General features: G+C 62.5%; 9 protein-coding genes and 1 tRNA gene. 5 read left to right on the forward strand and 5 right to left on the reverse strand.

Annotated elements, in window-relative coordinates; translation table 11 throughout:
* Positions 1–25: 25 nt before the first annotated feature.
* The 4 genes from RIN13_RS09290 to RIN13_RS09305 form a co-directional block, all read right to left on the reverse strand.
* A complete protein-coding gene (locus RIN13_RS09290) occupies positions 26–217 on the reverse strand; it encodes a YbdD/YjiX family protein (RefSeq protein ID WP_309107049.1) in 192 nt (63 codons plus the stop codon).
* The gene (locus tag RIN13_RS09295; protein ID WP_309107050.1) at positions 217–2514 is read right to left on the reverse strand and encodes a carbon starvation CstA family protein; all 2298 of its coding nucleotides are present in this window, start codon (positions 2512–2514) and stop codon (positions 217–219) included. Before RIN13_RS09295 ends, RIN13_RS09290 begins: the two co-directional genes overlap by 1 nt.
* Before the next feature lie 165 nt (positions 2515–2679).
* A complete protein-coding gene (locus RIN13_RS09300; RefSeq protein WP_309107051.1) occupies positions 2680–3309 on the reverse strand; it encodes a PadR family transcriptional regulator in 630 nt (209 codons plus the stop codon).
* Positions 3310–3436: 127 nt separating this feature from the next.
* The gene (locus RIN13_RS09305; protein WP_309107052.1) at positions 3437–4420 is read right to left on the reverse strand and encodes an NAD(P)H-quinone oxidoreductase; all 984 of its coding nucleotides are present in this window, start codon (positions 4418–4420) and stop codon (positions 3437–3439) included.
* Positions 4421–4566: 146 nt separating this feature from the next.
* Between RIN13_RS09305 and RIN13_RS09310 the strand changes: the two genes are divergently transcribed.
* The 3 genes from RIN13_RS09310 to RIN13_RS09320 all read left to right on the forward strand — a co-directional run bounded on the left by RIN13_RS09310 (position 4567) and on the right by RIN13_RS09320 (position 10510).
* A tRNA-Ser gene (locus tag RIN13_RS09310) sits at positions 4567–4654 on the forward strand.
* 177 nt (positions 4655–4831) lie between these two features.
* Positions 4832–5617, forward strand: coding sequence for a VOC family protein (locus tag RIN13_RS09315; RefSeq protein WP_309107053.1), 786 nt, complete (start codon positions 4832–4834; stop codon positions 5615–5617).
* A 318-nt stretch (positions 5618–5935) separates the two neighbouring features.
* Complete coding sequence (locus RIN13_RS09320) at positions 5936–10510, forward strand: ExeM/NucH family extracellular endonuclease (RefSeq protein WP_309107054.1); 4575 nt, start codon at positions 5936–5938, stop codon at positions 10508–10510.
* A gap of 104 nt (positions 10511–10614) precedes the next feature.
* Here the strand turns inward: RIN13_RS09320 and RIN13_RS09325 are convergent, their stop codons facing one another.
* Entirely contained in the window at positions 10615–12594 is a 1980-nt protein-coding gene (locus tag RIN13_RS09325) for an FAD/NAD(P)-binding protein (RefSeq protein WP_309107055.1), read from the reverse strand.
* 74 nt (positions 12595–12668) lie between these two features.
* Here RIN13_RS09325 and RIN13_RS09330 point away from each other — a divergent pair, with 74 nt between their 5' ends.
* Both RIN13_RS09330 and RIN13_RS09335 read left to right on the forward strand, forming a co-directional pair.
* A complete protein-coding gene (locus RIN13_RS09330; RefSeq protein WP_309107056.1) occupies positions 12669–14903 on the forward strand; it encodes a prolyl oligopeptidase family serine peptidase in 2235 nt (744 codons plus the stop codon).
* Entirely contained in the window at positions 14900–15400 is a 501-nt protein-coding gene (locus tag RIN13_RS09335; protein ID WP_309107057.1) for a GNAT family N-acetyltransferase, read from the forward strand. The genes RIN13_RS09330 and RIN13_RS09335 overlap by 4 nt, the downstream gene beginning before the upstream one ends.
* Positions 15401–15405: the final 5 nt, after the last annotated feature.

Consider the following 15405-nt stretch of genomic DNA (forward strand, 5'->3'; position numbering starts at 1 on the left):
GGCCGTTCATCCTTCACCGGTTACCTCAACAGCATCGTCCTTGCGGATTGTTATCCTGACGGTCGGTCCTGTCGCGCCAGAACTCCCGTTCGCTCAGTGGCGGGCCGTCATGCCCGGACGCCGCGTGGTGTTCCAGGTATTTCCGATAGGCGTCCGCGCCAACCAAGGCGCCAAGGTACTGTGCGAAGCCGCGGAACCCTGCCTTTACTCCGTTCATCAGTGATGTCCGGATCTCTCAAGCCGCTTGTCCGCAGGAAGCTTGTTCCATTCCGCCATCAGCGCGCGTTCTGAAGGGGTTGGAATCAGGCCAGCGGGTGCGTAGACGCGGGATGCGCTCGCCTGATCCTCGTGGTCCTTGTTGGGGATGCCCGAGGCTGCGTTCCTGAAGGCCTTCACAGTAGCCCGCACCGCAGTAATGATGACGATGATGCTCAACGTCACGAAAATCACCGACAGCCAGCCCTGCACGGTGGTGTTTCGCACAACGGCTTCCATTGCTGTCACCGTCTTGGCCGTGCCGAAGGAGGTCTTGCCGTCTTCGAGAGCCTTGGAGAATGCGGCGTTATTCGCGAAATAGCCCACAGCGGGGACCGGCGAGAAGATCTTGTGGAAGCTCGCCGTAATGGTGACAACGGCGGCAAACGCAAGCGGCGCCGCCACAATCCAGATGTACTTGAAGGACCCGCGCTTGGCAGCGATGGCCATACACACAGCCAAGGCAATGGCGGCGAGCAGCTGGTTGGCGATTCCGAACAGCGGGAACAGGGTATTAATGCCCCCGAGCGGATCGGTGACGCCCATCAGCAGAACTGCGCCCCACGCCCCGACCATGACCGCAGTGCACAGCCACGCCCCGGGACGCCATGACGCTTCCTTGAATTTGGGGACAAAGTTTCCGATGGAATCCTGAAGCATGAACCGCGCAACGCGCGTTCCGGCGTCGACCGCTGTGAGAATGAAGAGCGCCTCGAACATAATGGCGAAGTGGTACCAGAACGCCATCATCGAGGTGCCGCCGATGAACTGCTGCATGATGTGGGCGAGGCCTACGGCCAGCGTCGGAGCCCCGCCCGTCCGGGAAACGATGCTTTCTTCGCCGACGTTTGCAGCGGCCTGGGCCAGGAAGTCCGGGGTGAGGTTGACGCCGGACAAACCCAGGCTGTTCACCCAGGCAGCTGCCGTTTCCACCGTTCCACCGGTCAGTGCGGCCGGAGAGTTCATGGCAAAGTACAGGCCGCGGTCGATGGAAATAGCGGCAACGAGGGCCATGATGGCCACGAACGACTCCATCAGCATCCCGCCGTAGCCAATGAGCCGGGTCTGGCGCTCCTTTTCGATGAGCTTTGGCGTGGTACCGGAAGCGATGAGGGCGTGGAACCCCGAGAGCGCCCCACATGCGATGGTGACGAACAGGAACGGGAACAACGCGCCGGAGAATACCGGGCCGTTGTCCCGGCTGGCGAACTCGCTGAAGGCCGGGACGGTAATTTCCGGGCGGACCACAATGATGGCCAGGGCCAGCATCACAATGACACCGATCTTCATGAACGTGGAGAGGTAGTCACGCGGCGCCAGGAGCAACCAAACGGGCAGGATCGCAGCGATGAACCCGTAGACAATGAGTCCCCAGGCGATGGTGACCTTGTCCAGGTGGAAGAAGGCCGCACCCCACTCCGTGCCCGCCACAGCACCGCCGCCGATGATCGCCGCCATCAGCAGCACGAAACCGATGATCGATACTTCCAGCACCTTGCCCGGACGGATAAAGCGCAGGTACACCCCCATAAAAAGGGCAATCGGGATGGTCATGCCCACCGAGAAAACGCCCCAGGGGCTTTCGCCCAGGGCATTCACGACGACGAGCGCCAGGATAGCGACGATGATCACCATAATGAGCAGCGTGGCCACGAGTGCGGCAGTGCCGCCGATCACGCCAAGTTCTTCACGCGCCATCTGGCCCAAAGAACGGCCGCCGCGACGCATGGAAAAGAACAGAACAAGGTAATCCTGGACGGCACCGGCAAGAACGACGCCGATGATGATCCAGATGGTGCCCGGAAGGTATCCCATCTGAGCCGCGATGACAGGGCCTACAAGTGGGCCGGCGCCTGCGATGGCAGCAAAGTGATGACCGAACAGGACGTTGCGGTCAGTGCGGACATAGTCTTTTCCGTCCGCCTTGTATTCAGCTGGTGTGGCGCGGCGGTCATTGGGCCTGGTGATGTAGCGTTCGATCACCTTCGAGTAAAAGCGGTACCCGATCAAGTAAGTGCAGACCGAGGCAAAGACAAACCAGATGGCGTTGACCGTTTCGCCCCTGACAATGGCGAGCATGAACCAGGCCACGCCGCCCAAAAGTGCAATACCTACCCACAGCCCGATCTTGGCCGGGGTCCATTTAGCGTCTTCAGCTTCCCTGGCCTCATTCACCGCGGTAGCGGGAAGGGCCGGATCGCCTTCCAAAAGATCCTCCGACAATGTGTTCGGCGACTCTCCTTCGTACTTTTTTCCCACGTCTCCTCCTCGAGAACCCGGTAGAGCGTTGTGCTCGTTTCCGCCGGGCGGAGCCCCACATCCCCCGACGCAGTGCTCACAGTACTTGACGCCAACGCTCGCTGAAACATCATTACAAAGCCGTCAAATTGCGTGACAACTGAACCGCCTGTGCTTGGCGGTGAATCAGGGAGCAGGCCGGGCAGCCGAGGAACCCCCGCCATTGGTCGGGCTGAGGCCGGTCTGGCCGATGGAGCTCTGCGCGGCGTTTCCGGCCCCGCCGTTGGAGTTCTGGGAGAGTTGGATCATCCGGGCTTCGCAGAGGTCAAGCCACCGGACCTCAGCCTCTGTCTGGAAAATCAGCGAGTCCAGCACAAGCAGCGAGGCGGTATCCACGGTGCGCTGGTTCGCCGCTGTGTCCCTGCGGGCTCTGGTGTATTCCTGGAGCGCAGCCATGGAGGCGGTCCTTTGGACTTGAATGATTGCACCCACGTCTACTCCCGGCAGGGTAACCGCCAGTGCGAGTTTGATGGCAAGTTCACTTCGTGGCGGATTGTCCCGCTCCACCGGCGCGGCGAACCAGCCTTGAACCTGTGCCCGGCCCGCCTCGGTGCTGCTGTAGACGACATGGCCGGCGCCGTCGTCGCCGTCTTTTTTCACGAGACCGTCCCGCTCCAGACGGTCAAGCGTGGTGTAAACCTGGCCAATATTCAGCGGCCAGGTGGCCCCGGTCCGGTCCTGGAATTCCACCCGCAATTGGTAGCCGTAGCGTGGCTGGTCCTGGAGTAGGGCCAGAAGACTGTGACGGACGGACATTCGGCTCCCACTGATAGCCGGACACAGGTACGCACGCGCCCCCAAGCTAGACGCGTGCATACCGCGTATGGAACAACCCTAGCGTTCAGGAACCCAGGGACAAAAACCCCACGCCGATAAGTCGGATTCAGATGACGAGCAGGACTTTGCCCATGTGTTCACCTGAGTCGAAGTACTCGTGGGCCGCGCGCACCTGGTCCAACGGGAAAGTCTTGGCTACCAGAACCTTGATTCTGCCGTCGGAGAGCAAGGGCCAGACTGCTTCCCGGACGGCGTTCATGATGACGGCCTTTTCCTCCGATGGCCGAGGACGCAAGGCGGTTCCGACGATCGCGGCCCGTTTACGCAGCAGTTTCCCGAGGTCCAGTTCGCCTTTGGTTCCGCCCTGTAGCCCAATCACGATCAGCCGTCCATAGTCGGCGAGCGCGTCAACATTTTGCTTCAAGTACTTGGCCCCGACGACGTCGAGAATCACATCCGCGCCGCGCCCGCCATTTTGTGCACGGAGGCTCTCGCCAAAATCTTCCTCAGCGTAGTTGATGGCGATATCTGCTCCGAGGAATGCTGTTGCTGTGCTGACCTTCTCCGCCGTTCCGGCGGTTGTGGCAACTTTGGCCCCGAAGGCCTTCGCCAACTGGACCGCCATGGTGCCGATTCCCCCGGTGGCACCATGGATCAGCACAGTCTCGCCGCGCTGCAGTTGCGCCGTCATGAAGAGGTTGGAGTAGACCGTGGCCGCCACCTCGGGCAGCGCGGCCGCGGTGACCAGATCCACGCCCTCGGGGACCCCCAGGACCTGCCCGGCAGGCACAGCGACCTGCTCCGCGTATCCCCCGCCTGCGAGCAGCGCCACCACCTTGTCCCCCACGCTGAACGGCTTCGCCACGTCCGGCCCAAAGCCGGCGATCCGTCCTGATACCTCCAGCCCGGGAACTTCTGAGGCACCCGGAGGGGGCGGGTAGTAACCCTTCCGCTGCTGGACATCCGCCCTGTTAAGGCCCGCGGCGACGACGTCGATAAGCACCTCACCGGGGCCGGGAACCGGTCTGGGGACGTTGCGGATTTCCAGGGCTTCAGGCCCTCCGGGCTGCGAGATGTAGACGGCCTTCATTGAAAACTCCCGTTACCTAGCTGATTCCTGCGCCCGGGCTCAGGGTCCGGCTGCACTTTTTCCATTGTTACCGAAAGGCTTGCCGGAAGTGTTTCAGCAACGCTGTTTTTGTCGCAGCCAACTGCCTATGAAACACTACTGTTACTGGAAGGTTGTCCGAGCGGCCGAAGGAGCTAGTCTTGAAAACTAGTGTGCGGTAACCCCGTACCAAGAGTTCGAATCTCTTACCTTCCGCGAGCGAGTGCCCCAGGTTCTGAATTTCATCAGAACCTGGGGCACTTTTCGCTTAAGAGCCATTGAAACGGTCGGTGCCCCGGCATAGTGTCTGTCCTGTCGCCGCTGCCCCAACAACCATGCGGTGGTGACCCATCGCTGTTGATGCACTCAACACTGACCTATCTAGGAGCAATCATGCCCACTCCTGACATCCACTCAGGTGACCCCTGCTGGATCGACCTCATGACCTCGGATGCGGAAAAAGCGAAGTCCTTCTATAGCGAACTCTTCGGCTGGACCTTTGAGACCGGCGACCAGGAGATGTACGGCGGCTACATTTCGGCCGCCAAGAACGGCAAGGCAGTAGCCGGCATTATGCCCAAACAGGAAGACCAGGCCGGCATGCCCGACGCGTGGTCCACCTACCTCGCCGCGGAAAACGTCGCGGCGACCGCCACCGCCGTCGCTGACCACGGCGGTCAGGTTTTCATGGAGCCCATGGATGTGCCCGAGCAGGGACAAATGGCATTCTTCGGGGACCCTGCGGGTGCTGCCTTCGGGGTGTGGCAGCGCCGTGAGCACCAGGGGTTCCAAATTGCCGCAGAACCCGGCGCCCCGGTCTGGCACGAACTCCATGCGAAGGACTACCCCGCCGCGGTCAGGTTCTACCAGGACGTTTTTGGCTGGGAGACGGAGGTCATGAGCGATGCTCCGGATTTCAAATACACCACCCTTGGAGCGGGGGATGCAGCCAGGGCAGGAATCATTGACGCTTCACTGTTCCTGCCTGAGCAGATTCCATCCCACTGGCAGGTGTATTTCGGGGTTGAGGACACCGATGCCGCCGTCGACAAGGCTGTTTCCATGGGGGCCTCCGTTCTGGAGCCCGCCCAGGACAGCCCGTTCGGCCGGGTAGCTACCCTCGCGGACCCTACTGGCGCCACGTTCAAGATCATTGAGGCGGTGAGCCAGGGCGCCTAGAGGAGCCAAGGAGGCCTCAAAGGTGTGCAGCTCCACTCCTTGGAGGCCTTTGAACAATTTGCTGTAAAAAGTACCGGCCGGGATCTTCCCTCGAATCTACTGGCCGGTATTCTTTTGGCATGTCACGGATGAAACGTTTCGCTGGGGGACGTTTCATCGAATGCACGCCCAGGTCATCCTGCGTTCATTCAACGCTGTTTTGATGTGCCGGAAACTACTTGACCAGGAGTACAGGCCGGTCCCGGTGTCCGTTGGTACAACCTGGATGCCTTCAATGAGGTCCCTCACCCAGGGACACCCTAATGAGAGTCAGAGCGAATGCACGGTACACCTTGGAAAATCGCGCTGGGCACAGCACTGTCGGCGGGGCTCATCGCCCCGCTGGCAGCTGTCCCGGCCGTGGCGGCGGAGGTCTCACCAGCCGCAGGCAGTTCACCAGTAGTCATCAACGAGGCCTACCTCAGCGGCGGAAGCGCGGGGGCAGCCTATAAAAACAAGTTTGTTGAACTTTACAACGGCTCCGACGCCGCAGTGCCACTGGACGGCTGGTCGCTCCAATACAGGGCGGGCGGCGGTACAGGATTGCCAAACAATGTGTCCCACCTGAGCGGCAGCATCCCTGCCAAGGGCCACTACCTGATTAAGGGCGCCACCAACAGCGCCACATCAACGGCAGCCGAACTGCCCACGGCAGATGTCGTGGCCACTGGCTTCAACCCGTCCGGAACCACCGGAACAATCGTCCTGGCCAGGCAGGCAACCGCCATCGACCCGTTGCCTACAGGCTCAGTGGTTGAAGCGGCGAACATTGCTGACTTGCTGGGATACGGGACTGCAAACACCTTTGAAACCCAGGCAGCCACAGCCCCTGGGGGAAACACAGACGTTAAAAGCCTCAACCGCACGGGTGGGGCGGACAGCAACAGCAATTCAGCCGACTTCACCCTGAGTGCCTCAATCACCCCGACGGCCGCCGGTGGAGCAGGAAATCCGGGTCCGGGAGATCCGGGCCCTGTAGATCCCGGCCCCACCCCGGCGCCCGTTGTGAAAACTATCGCCGAAATTCAAGGCACAGGCTCCACCAGCCCTCTTGCCGGCAGCACGGTCACCACCAGGGGCAAGGTCACTGCTGCCTTCCCTACCGGCGGCTTTGCCGGTTTCTACCTCCAGACAGCAGGCACGGGTGGAGATCTCACTCAGGCCAACCACCCGGCGTCGGACGCTGTTTTTGTCTACTCGCCCTCAGCGGTGGGGTCAGTCCAGATCGGTGACTTCGTGGAGGTGACCGGCTCAGTCAGCGAGTTCTTCGGAATGACTCAGCTGACGGCGCCTGACGCGAGCCAGGTGCGCAAGCTGACTGAACCTGCCGCCGAGGTGAAAGCCACCGGGTTCAGCCTCCCCGCAGAGGAAACCTTCCGGGAATCCCTCGAGGGCATGCTTCTCGCCCCGCAAGGTCCAGTCACCGTCACTGACAACTACTCACTGAACCAGTACGGCGAGATCGGCCTGGCGGGCGGCACTGCCCCGCTGGTCCAGCCAACTGCAGTGGCCCCTTACGGATCCGCTGAGTACACAGCGACCGTCGCCGCCAACGCTGCGCGCGGCATCAAGCTCGATGACGGTGCCACCACAAATTTCCTCAAGGATGCGGCCACCAAAGCACAGGTCCTGCCGTACCTGACTGCCGCTGATCCTGTGCGGGTCGGCGCTCCCGTCACGTTCACCACCAACGTGGTGCTCGGCTACGCCAACAACGCGTGGAAGCTCCAGCCGCTGACAGCATTGACCGCCGGTAACAGTGCCGCTGCCCAGCCCGCAACTTTCGGTGGCACCCGGACAGAGGCTCCCGCCGCTGTCGGAGGAAACCTGAAGATCGCCTCCTTCAATGTGCTGAACTACTTCCCCACCACCGGTGACCAGGTGGCCGGCTGCAATTTCTACACCGACCGAGACGGAAACCCGATCACGGTCAAGGACGGCTGCAACGTCCGCGGGGCGGCCAACGCTGAGAACCTTAAGCGCCAGCAGGACAAGATCGTCGCCGCCATCAGCAAAGCCGGCGCCGACGTCGTTTCGCTTATGGAGGTGGAGAACTCCGCCCGTTTCGGCAAGGACAGGGACGACGCCCTCGCCAAGCTCATCGAGGCCCTCAACGTCGAAACGCCGGGGGTGTGGGATTACGTCCGCAGCCCGGCCAACGCTCCGCCACTGGCGGACGAGGACATGATCAGGACTGCTTTTATTTACAAGAAGGCCACCGCCGTGCCGGTGGGTGAATCCATCATCCACAACGACACCGTTGCCTTCGCGAGCGCCCGCAAGCCGCTGGCTCAGGTTTTCAAACCGGCAGGCGCGGCGGATGACAAGAAATTCATCGCGATCGCCAACCACTTCAAGTCCAAGGGCTCGCCTCCCCCGGCAGATCCCTCGGACACGGACAAGGGTCAGGGCAACGCCAACCTCGCACGTACGGAGCAAGCCAAATCCCTTCTGGCATTCTCCGACGAACTCCAGCGCTCGCAGGGCACTGACAAGGTCTTCCTGATGGGAGATTTCAACGCCTACGCACAGGAGGATCCGCTCAACGTTTTCCGGGCGGCCGGTTATGTCAACCAGGACGAAAAGGCCCGCAACACGGACGGCTCAGCCAAACACTCCTACCTCTTTGGCGGGCTGGTGGGTTCCCTTGACCACGTGCTGGCCTCCCCGGGCGCCAATGCGGTTGTCACCGGCGCTGACATCTGGAACATCAACTCTGTGGAGTCAGTGGCTCTGGAGTACAGCAGGTACAACAACAACGTGACCAACTACTACGCCCCCGATCAATTCCGTGCCAGCGATCACGATCCCGTCGTGGTGGGTCTGGACCTGACTACTGAAACTCCCGCGACCGCAGAGCTGAACTTCCTGGGCATCAATGATTTCCACGGCAGGATCGACAGCAACACGATCCTGTTTGCCGGGACCATCGAGAAACTGCGTGCCGCTGCGCCTGGTCCCACTGCCTTCATCTCGGCGGGCGACAACATCGGTGCCTCACTGTTCGCCTCGGCTGTCGCCAAAGACCAACCCACCATCGATGTCCTCAATGCCCTCGACCTAAGGGCCTCGGCAGTGGGAAACCATGAGTTCGACGGCGGTTTCGCCGATCTCCGGGACCGCGTCATTGCCGGTGGTGCCAACGCCAGGTTCGCGCACCTTGGGGCGAATGTGTACAAGAAGGGAACCACCGAGCCGGCGCTGCCGGAATACACGGTACTGGACATGAGCGGCATCAGGGTTGCTGTGATCGGAACCGTGACGCAGGAAGTTCCGTCGCTGGTCACTCCCGGAGGCATCACCGAACTGGAGTTCGGCGATCCCGTCGACGCCATCAACCGCGTTGCAGCCCGCATCACCGCCGAAAATCTTGCCGACATCATCATCGTCGAGAACCACGACGGCGCCGGGTCGGGTGCCCCCGAAGGCGCCACGTTGGAGCAGGAAGTTGCGGCAGGCGGCCCCTTCGCACGGCTCGTCAATGAAACATCCGCGGAAGTGGATGCCATTTTCAACGGGCACACGCACAAGGAGTACTCCTGGGACGCACCTGTTCCCGGCGTCGAGGGCAAGACACGCCCCATCGTCCAGACCGGCAACTATGGCGAGAACGTCGGTCAAATCCAGCTCACGGTAAATCCAGCCACCATGACCGTGACCGGGTACAAGGCCGGTAACGTCAAACGGTTCGTGCCCACTCCCACTGAAACGGCGGCGAACCTTATCGCCAAATACCCGCGTGTGGCAGCAGTGAAGAGCATCGTGGACAAGGCCATTTCTGATGCCGCGCTGATCGGTAACCAGCCTGTCGGCAAGGTCACTGCGGATATCACCACGGCGTTCAGCCCGGATCCCGCAGGTGGTCCTGCGAAGCGTGATGACCGTGCCAGCGAATCCACTTTGGGTAACCTCGTGGCCGATTCCCTCGCTGCCAGCCTGGGAACGGCGGAACTCGGCGGTGCGGAGATCGGCGTCGTGAATCCCGGCGGCTTGCGGAATGAGCTGTACTTCGCGCCTGACGGAACCATCACCTATGCCGAGGCCAATGCGGTACTGCCGTTCGTGAACAATCTGTGGACGACGTCCCTGACCGGTGCCCAGTTCAAGACGCTGCTGGAGCAGCAGTGGCAGACGAACCCCGACGGTACGGTGCCCAGCCGCGCCTACCAGCAATTGGGGCTCTCCAAGAATGTCAACTACACGTTCGACGCCGCCCGGCCCGCCGGAGACCGCATCACCTCCATCCGTGTGGGCGGGGTCCCCATTGATCCGGCGAAGGCCTACCGGATCGGGACGTTCAGCTTCCTCGCCACGGGAGGGGATAACTTCCGGGTCTTCAAGGAAGGAGCCAACACCAAGGACTCGGGACTCGTGGACAGGGATGCGTGGATCAAGTACCTGCAGGAACACAATCCCGTATCCCCCGATTTCGCGCGGCGCAGCGTGGCCGTAGTGAACACGACGGCCACTGAGGTCAAAGCCGGCGAGCCTGTCTCCCTGGCTGTCTCCAAGCTGGATCTCACCTCACTCGGCAGTCCGGTGAACAGTTCCCTGAAGGCCGTCTTTGTTGACGCTGCCGGTGTGTCCACCGAGCTGGGCAGTATCGGCGTCGCCGGCGGCGCAGCCGCTGTGGACGTCAAGGTACCGGCCGGTGCAGCGGTAGGAACGGCAACGCTTGTCCTCACCGCTGTGGAATCCGGGACAGTGATCAAGACCGATGTCCGTGTAGCGTCCAGCGGCCCCGTTCCGCCTGTCTGCACAGCACCGGTTCCGCCCGCCAAGTGGTACCACGTTGGCGGTTGGATCAGGTACGCCTTCGCTCTCATTGAGTACCGGAAGTGCCTGAAGGGCTGATCTGAACAGACAAAAGGGGCCTTTCTTCCCAGGAACGGGAGGGCGGGCCCCTTTTCCTTGCCCTGAAGCAGCAGGAAGAACGGAAGCCTCTGCCGGGCAGAAAGTCAGAGCCCCAGGATGCCGCGGGCGATCTCGTCGGCGTCCCGCAGGGTCCGTTGCCCGCTCGGGTACACAGGCCCGTGTTGCTGCCTGGCTTCGGCTGCAATCGCAGTACCCCATTGCGCCGCCGATAACTGCAGGCCAAGAACATAGAGGCCGTTCGTGAGGGAGCCGTTCGCGGCCACAGCCCGGTAGGGATGGGGTTGCACATCCAGTCCGGAGGTTTCCACTGGAGTACCCTCCGCTGTCATCATGAGCCGCGGCCTGACGAGCCCGTCGGCCAACAGCTGTTCCAGCAGCGTGGACCTGTTTCTGGCCACCCTGTTCGCCGGGGCCAGCGCTTCAATAAGAATGCTGGTCTTGACGCTTCCGGTCCTGACCCAGGGGGAAGCTGCGGAGAACTGCCGGGACGTCCTGTCGAGGCCGAACTTGGGATCGGGGCCGACAAAACTGACCACTCCCGCACGGGCGAGCGCGGCCAGCTGCTCGGAGCGAATAGCGGGGGGACCGCTGGCCAGCCCTTCGACGAACGACTCGAACCAGCCGCGCAGGCCTCCGACCCAGGACTCATCGGTGATCCCGCCGTCGGCCACTGCCGATTTCAGGACCGCCCGCCCATGATGCAGGGCGCCAATGGCCATTTTGACGGGATCGTCTTCACCTAGAGCTGAGCGGCGGGCGTCGTCCTCCAGATAGTCCACCACGGCGGCGTCGAGATCACTGCGGGATGCGAAGGACCTCCCGGCCAACGGGGCGGCCAGCCCGAGAAGGTCAAGTCTGCCGGAAGGCACCACGTGCGAGGTGACCACCCGCTCCACTTCGTTTTCCCATTTGACGGTGCTGTGCGCGTGGGGACGCAGAACCTCCTCAAGCGCCTCCAGGAACAGAGCCGGTTCGTTCACGGCGACGGGGCTCGTCCTGACCAGCGTTGTGTAGTAGGCCCAGAGGGCATCGCGGTGCAGCAGCGGCCACAAGTCATGGTCGAAGGAGGGGACAATGCCGGCTGAGGCAAACCTGGCCAAGGCTGCGTCCGTCAGGTACCGGAGCTTTACGGCCTGCGGGTAATAGCCTGCCAAGGCTGCCTTGGCCCGGTACGGCGTCCCCCGGCGGGAGGCCGCGATGATCCTTGGCTCCTGGCCCGAGGGCAGGTACTCCAGTGCGTAGCGCCCGGAAGAACCGGGAGCGCCCTGGCTCACGGCTTCCACGTACTTCCCGCCGCGTCCCTCTGTGAGTTGGCCCATCACGTCGAAGAAGTTCAGGCCCATCCCGCGGACCAGCACGGGTTCGCCCGCCGGGACAACGGACCAGTCCACGTCCGCTGGTGCCGCCGGCGGGAGGTAGAGCAGCCCAAACTGGCGGGCACCGGCCTGAAGGGCGCGCTGCTCCGCGTTGAGCCTTGCCTCCAGGTGCCCTAGGGCCAGGACCACTGACTGAACGGCGAGGAAGCCGCCGTCGTCGAGCCCGACGTCGAACGTTCCGTTGCCGGAAGGCCGAACCGAAACGGCTGAGGTTTTGTGGAACTGGACGGTGACGCCGTCGGGAAGACAGCCGAGCAATTCCTCCAGGGTGGTGCTCAGGTACCGGCCGTACAGGGCACGGCTCGGAAAATCTCCGGCTGCGAGGGTGGAGATTTCGGCCCGTTCCTCGGCGGTCAGCGATGGCAGGGGCTGCTGCTGCTGGTCCTGCCGCCACCGATCAAAAGTGCCACCGGCCAAAGGAGGGGCCAGCTGTGGGTCCTCCGGGATCAATGTGGGGTAAAAGGACTGGGTGTTCATGAGGTAGAGCCTGGATTGACCTGGCTGCCACACGTGGCCTGGTCCGGCAGGATAGGGGTCCACAACATCAATGTGGAGGCTTCCAGCATCGGGATGGCCCTTTTCTGAGGCAGGGCGGGCTGCCCAGTTGGCCAGCAGGCGTTCCAACACGCTGGTACCCCTGGGTCCGGCGCCTATCAGTGCCGTCCGGATCCTTTGAGATATGCCCACGGCATCCAGCGTATCCGCATGTGGCGTGCCTGCTTGACTTGCTAGTGGCGTACCGATGTTGCTTGGATGGGCCCATGACCACCACCGAAGCTGACCAACAGCCCACGTCCGGCCACACCTCGGCTCCGGCGACAGCCCCCGAACCCATCGACGAGAACATCTGGCTGGAGAAGATTTACGGCGAGGAGCAACTGGCCTGGGTTCGCGAACAGAACGCTCGTACTGAGGACCTGCTTGAGGACTCCGACTATGCCGAGCTGGAGGAACGGGTCCTCGAAGTCCTTGATTCCACGGACAAGATCCCCATGGTGGGCAAACACGGCAGCTGGTACTACAACTTCTGGAAGGACGGCAAGAACCCCAAAGGCCTGTGGCGGCGCACGTCCTGGGACAGCTACCGCAGCGGGTCCCCAGAGTGGGATGTTCTCCTTGACGTAGATGCGCTCGCTGCCGCGGAAGGCGAGGAATGGGTCTTCCACGGGGCTGACTTCCTGAGGCCGCCTGCAGGCGAACAGCACCGGCTGGTGCTGCTCGCCCTCTCCCCCGACGGTGGCGACGCAAACCGGTACCGGGAGTTCGACGTCGTCAGCCGCACCTTTGTTGACTCCGCTGACGGCGGCTTCGATCTGCCGACGGCGAAGGGCAATGTCTCCTGGCTGGACGCGGACACGCTCCTGGTGGCCACCACAGCGGGAGAGTTGCCGAAAACCGCTTCCTCCTACGCACGAACGGGCGTGATACTGCGGCGGGGCAGCACACTGGGCTCCGCTGAGCGGCTCTTTGAGATCCCCGAGGATCACATGATGGCGCTCATCTCCCACGACTCCACACCCGGGTTCGAGCGCACCTTTGCCGTTGACTGGATCGATTTCTTCAACCGGCAGACATCAGTACTCCGCGATGGCGCCTGGCTGCGGATCGACGTTCCCACGGACGTCAACCTCAGCCTTCACCGTGAATGGTTGCTCTTCCGGCCGCAGGGCGACTGGACAGTCAACGGCACCACGTATCCTGCCGGATCACTGCTGGCCGCCAACTTTGAGAATTATCTGTCAGGCGGACGGGAACTGGTGGTTCTGTTCGCTCCTGACTCAAGCACGTCTCTTCAGTCGTGGAGCTGGACCCGCAACTTTCTCCTGCTGAATCTGCTCCGCGATGTTTCCTCCGAGATCCGTGTCCTTGATCCGTCACGGCCGGCCAGTGAAAGTGGTTCAGCGTGGGCTTCCTCCGTACTGGACGCCTGCCCGCCCCTCCACGATGTCACGGCCTACGCCGTGGACGATGAGGATGAGGACCAGGTCTCCGCGGACGACTTCTGGCTCGTCGCAACCGGCTTCACCACCCCCAGCACCCTTACCCGCGGAACGTTGAAGCGCGAGGGCAATACGGTGGGCAGCACCCATGAGGTGATCAGGTCCTCGCCGTCATTCTTTGACGACTCGGCCTATGAGGTCCAGCAGCACTTCGCCGTATCAGAGGACGGCACCAGGGTGCCGTACTTCCAGGTGGCATCCAGGGATCTGGTCCTTGACGGGCAAAACCCCACCCAGCTTTCAGGTTACGGCGGCTTCGAGATTTCCCGGACCCCCGCCTACAGCGGAACCATCGGACGGGCTTGGCTGGAGCGTCGTACCGTTGGGCCCTCAGGCTCTGAAGGTGCTGAGGGTTCAGACAGCGGAACAGGCCACTCCCGTGGAGGAGTTTTTGTGGTGGCGAATATCCGGGGCGGAGGGGAATATGGCCCTTCGTGGCACCGGGCCGCGCTGAAGGAGAAGAGGCACCGCGCCTATGAAGATTTCGCCGCAGTGGCCAGGCATCTGATCTCCCGGGGTGTGACGTCACGGGAACGCCTGGGCTGTGTGGGCGGTTCTAACGGTGGGCTGCTGGTGGGCAACATGCTCACGCAGTACCCGGAATTGTTTGGCGCTGTGTCCTGCGGGGTGCCCCTCCTTGATATGCGGCGATACACGAAGCTGTCCGCTGGCCACTCCTGGATTGCCGAGTACGGCGACCCCGACAACCCTGAGGACTGGCATTTCATCAGGACGTTTTCGCCGTACCACCTCCTCAGGGACGGCGTCGACTATCCGGAAACGTTCATCTGGACGGCAACCTCCGATGACCGTGTTGGCCCGGTCCAGGCGCGGAAGATGGCGGCCCGTATGCAGGCCATGGGGATTCCCAACATCTGGTACCACGAAGCACTCGAAGGCGGCCATGCAGGTGCATCGGACAACCGCCAGGCCGCAGCCCTCCAAAGCCGCAGCCAGCACTTCCTGTGGCGGGCCCTTGCCGGACGGGCCGGATGATCCAAGGAGGCACGGGCCCGCTGTCCGTCCGGCAGGCCGGACCGAAGGACGCAGAAGAGCTCTCCCTCGTCCACGTCCTATCCTGGAAGGAGACCTACGCGGGCGTCCTCTCGGACGGCTTCCTCGCAGGCTTGAACCCCACGGCCCGGCTCGAAATGTGGAAGAGGATCCTCGAAGGCCCCCGCGTTTCTGACCATTGGGTGGCTTGCGACGCTGACAGAATCGTCGGCTTTGCAGGACGTGAACAGCCCGAACAGCAACACCCGGGACAGCCCGCACTGCTCTGGGGCCTTTATGTGCTGCAGTCCCATCAGTGTCTTGGCCTGGGCCGAAAATTGCTCGAAGCCGCCCTGGGCGATGGGCCTGCCAGCCTCTGGGTTGCCGCTCAAAACGAACGGGCCATCGCGTTCTACCGGCGCTTTGGATTTCAGCCGGATGGAGCGGAGGACGCCATTGCGGAATGGGAAAACCTGAAAACGATCCGGATGGTGCGCTGACTCCC

The sequence above is a fragment of the Arthrobacter sp. genome (assembly GCF_031179985.1).
In the GTDB taxonomy this organism is placed as follows: Bacteria; Actinomycetota; Actinomycetes; order Actinomycetales; family Micrococcaceae; genus Arthrobacter.

What these genes read in the sequence shown, in the direction of transcription:
- RIN13_RS09290 (WP_309107049.1), bottom strand. Translation starts at nt 217, where the DNA reads ATGAACGGAGTAAAGGCAGGGTTCCGCGGCTTCGCACAGTACCTTGGC.
- RIN13_RS09300 (WP_309107051.1), bottom strand. Translation starts at nt 3,309, where the DNA reads ATGTCCGTCCGTCACAGTCTTCTGGCCCTACTCCAGGACCAGCCACGC.
- RIN13_RS09305 (WP_309107052.1), bottom strand. Translation starts at nt 4,420, where the DNA reads ATGAAGGCCGTCTACATCTCGCAGCCCGGAGGGCCTGAAGCCCTGGAA.
- RIN13_RS09315 (WP_309107053.1), top strand. Translation starts at nt 4,832, where the DNA reads ATGCCCACTCCTGACATCCACTCAGGTGACCCCTGCTGGATCGACCTC.
- RIN13_RS09320 (WP_309107054.1), top strand. Translation starts at nt 5,936, where the DNA reads ATGCACGGTACACCTTGGAAAATCGCGCTGGGCACAGCACTGTCGGCG.
- RIN13_RS09330 (WP_309107056.1), top strand. Translation starts at nt 12,669, where the DNA reads ATGACCACCACCGAAGCTGACCAACAGCCCACGTCCGGCCACACCTCG.
- RIN13_RS09335 (WP_309107057.1), top strand. Translation starts at nt 14,900, where the DNA reads ATGATCCAAGGAGGCACGGGCCCGCTGTCCGTCCGGCAGGCCGGACCG.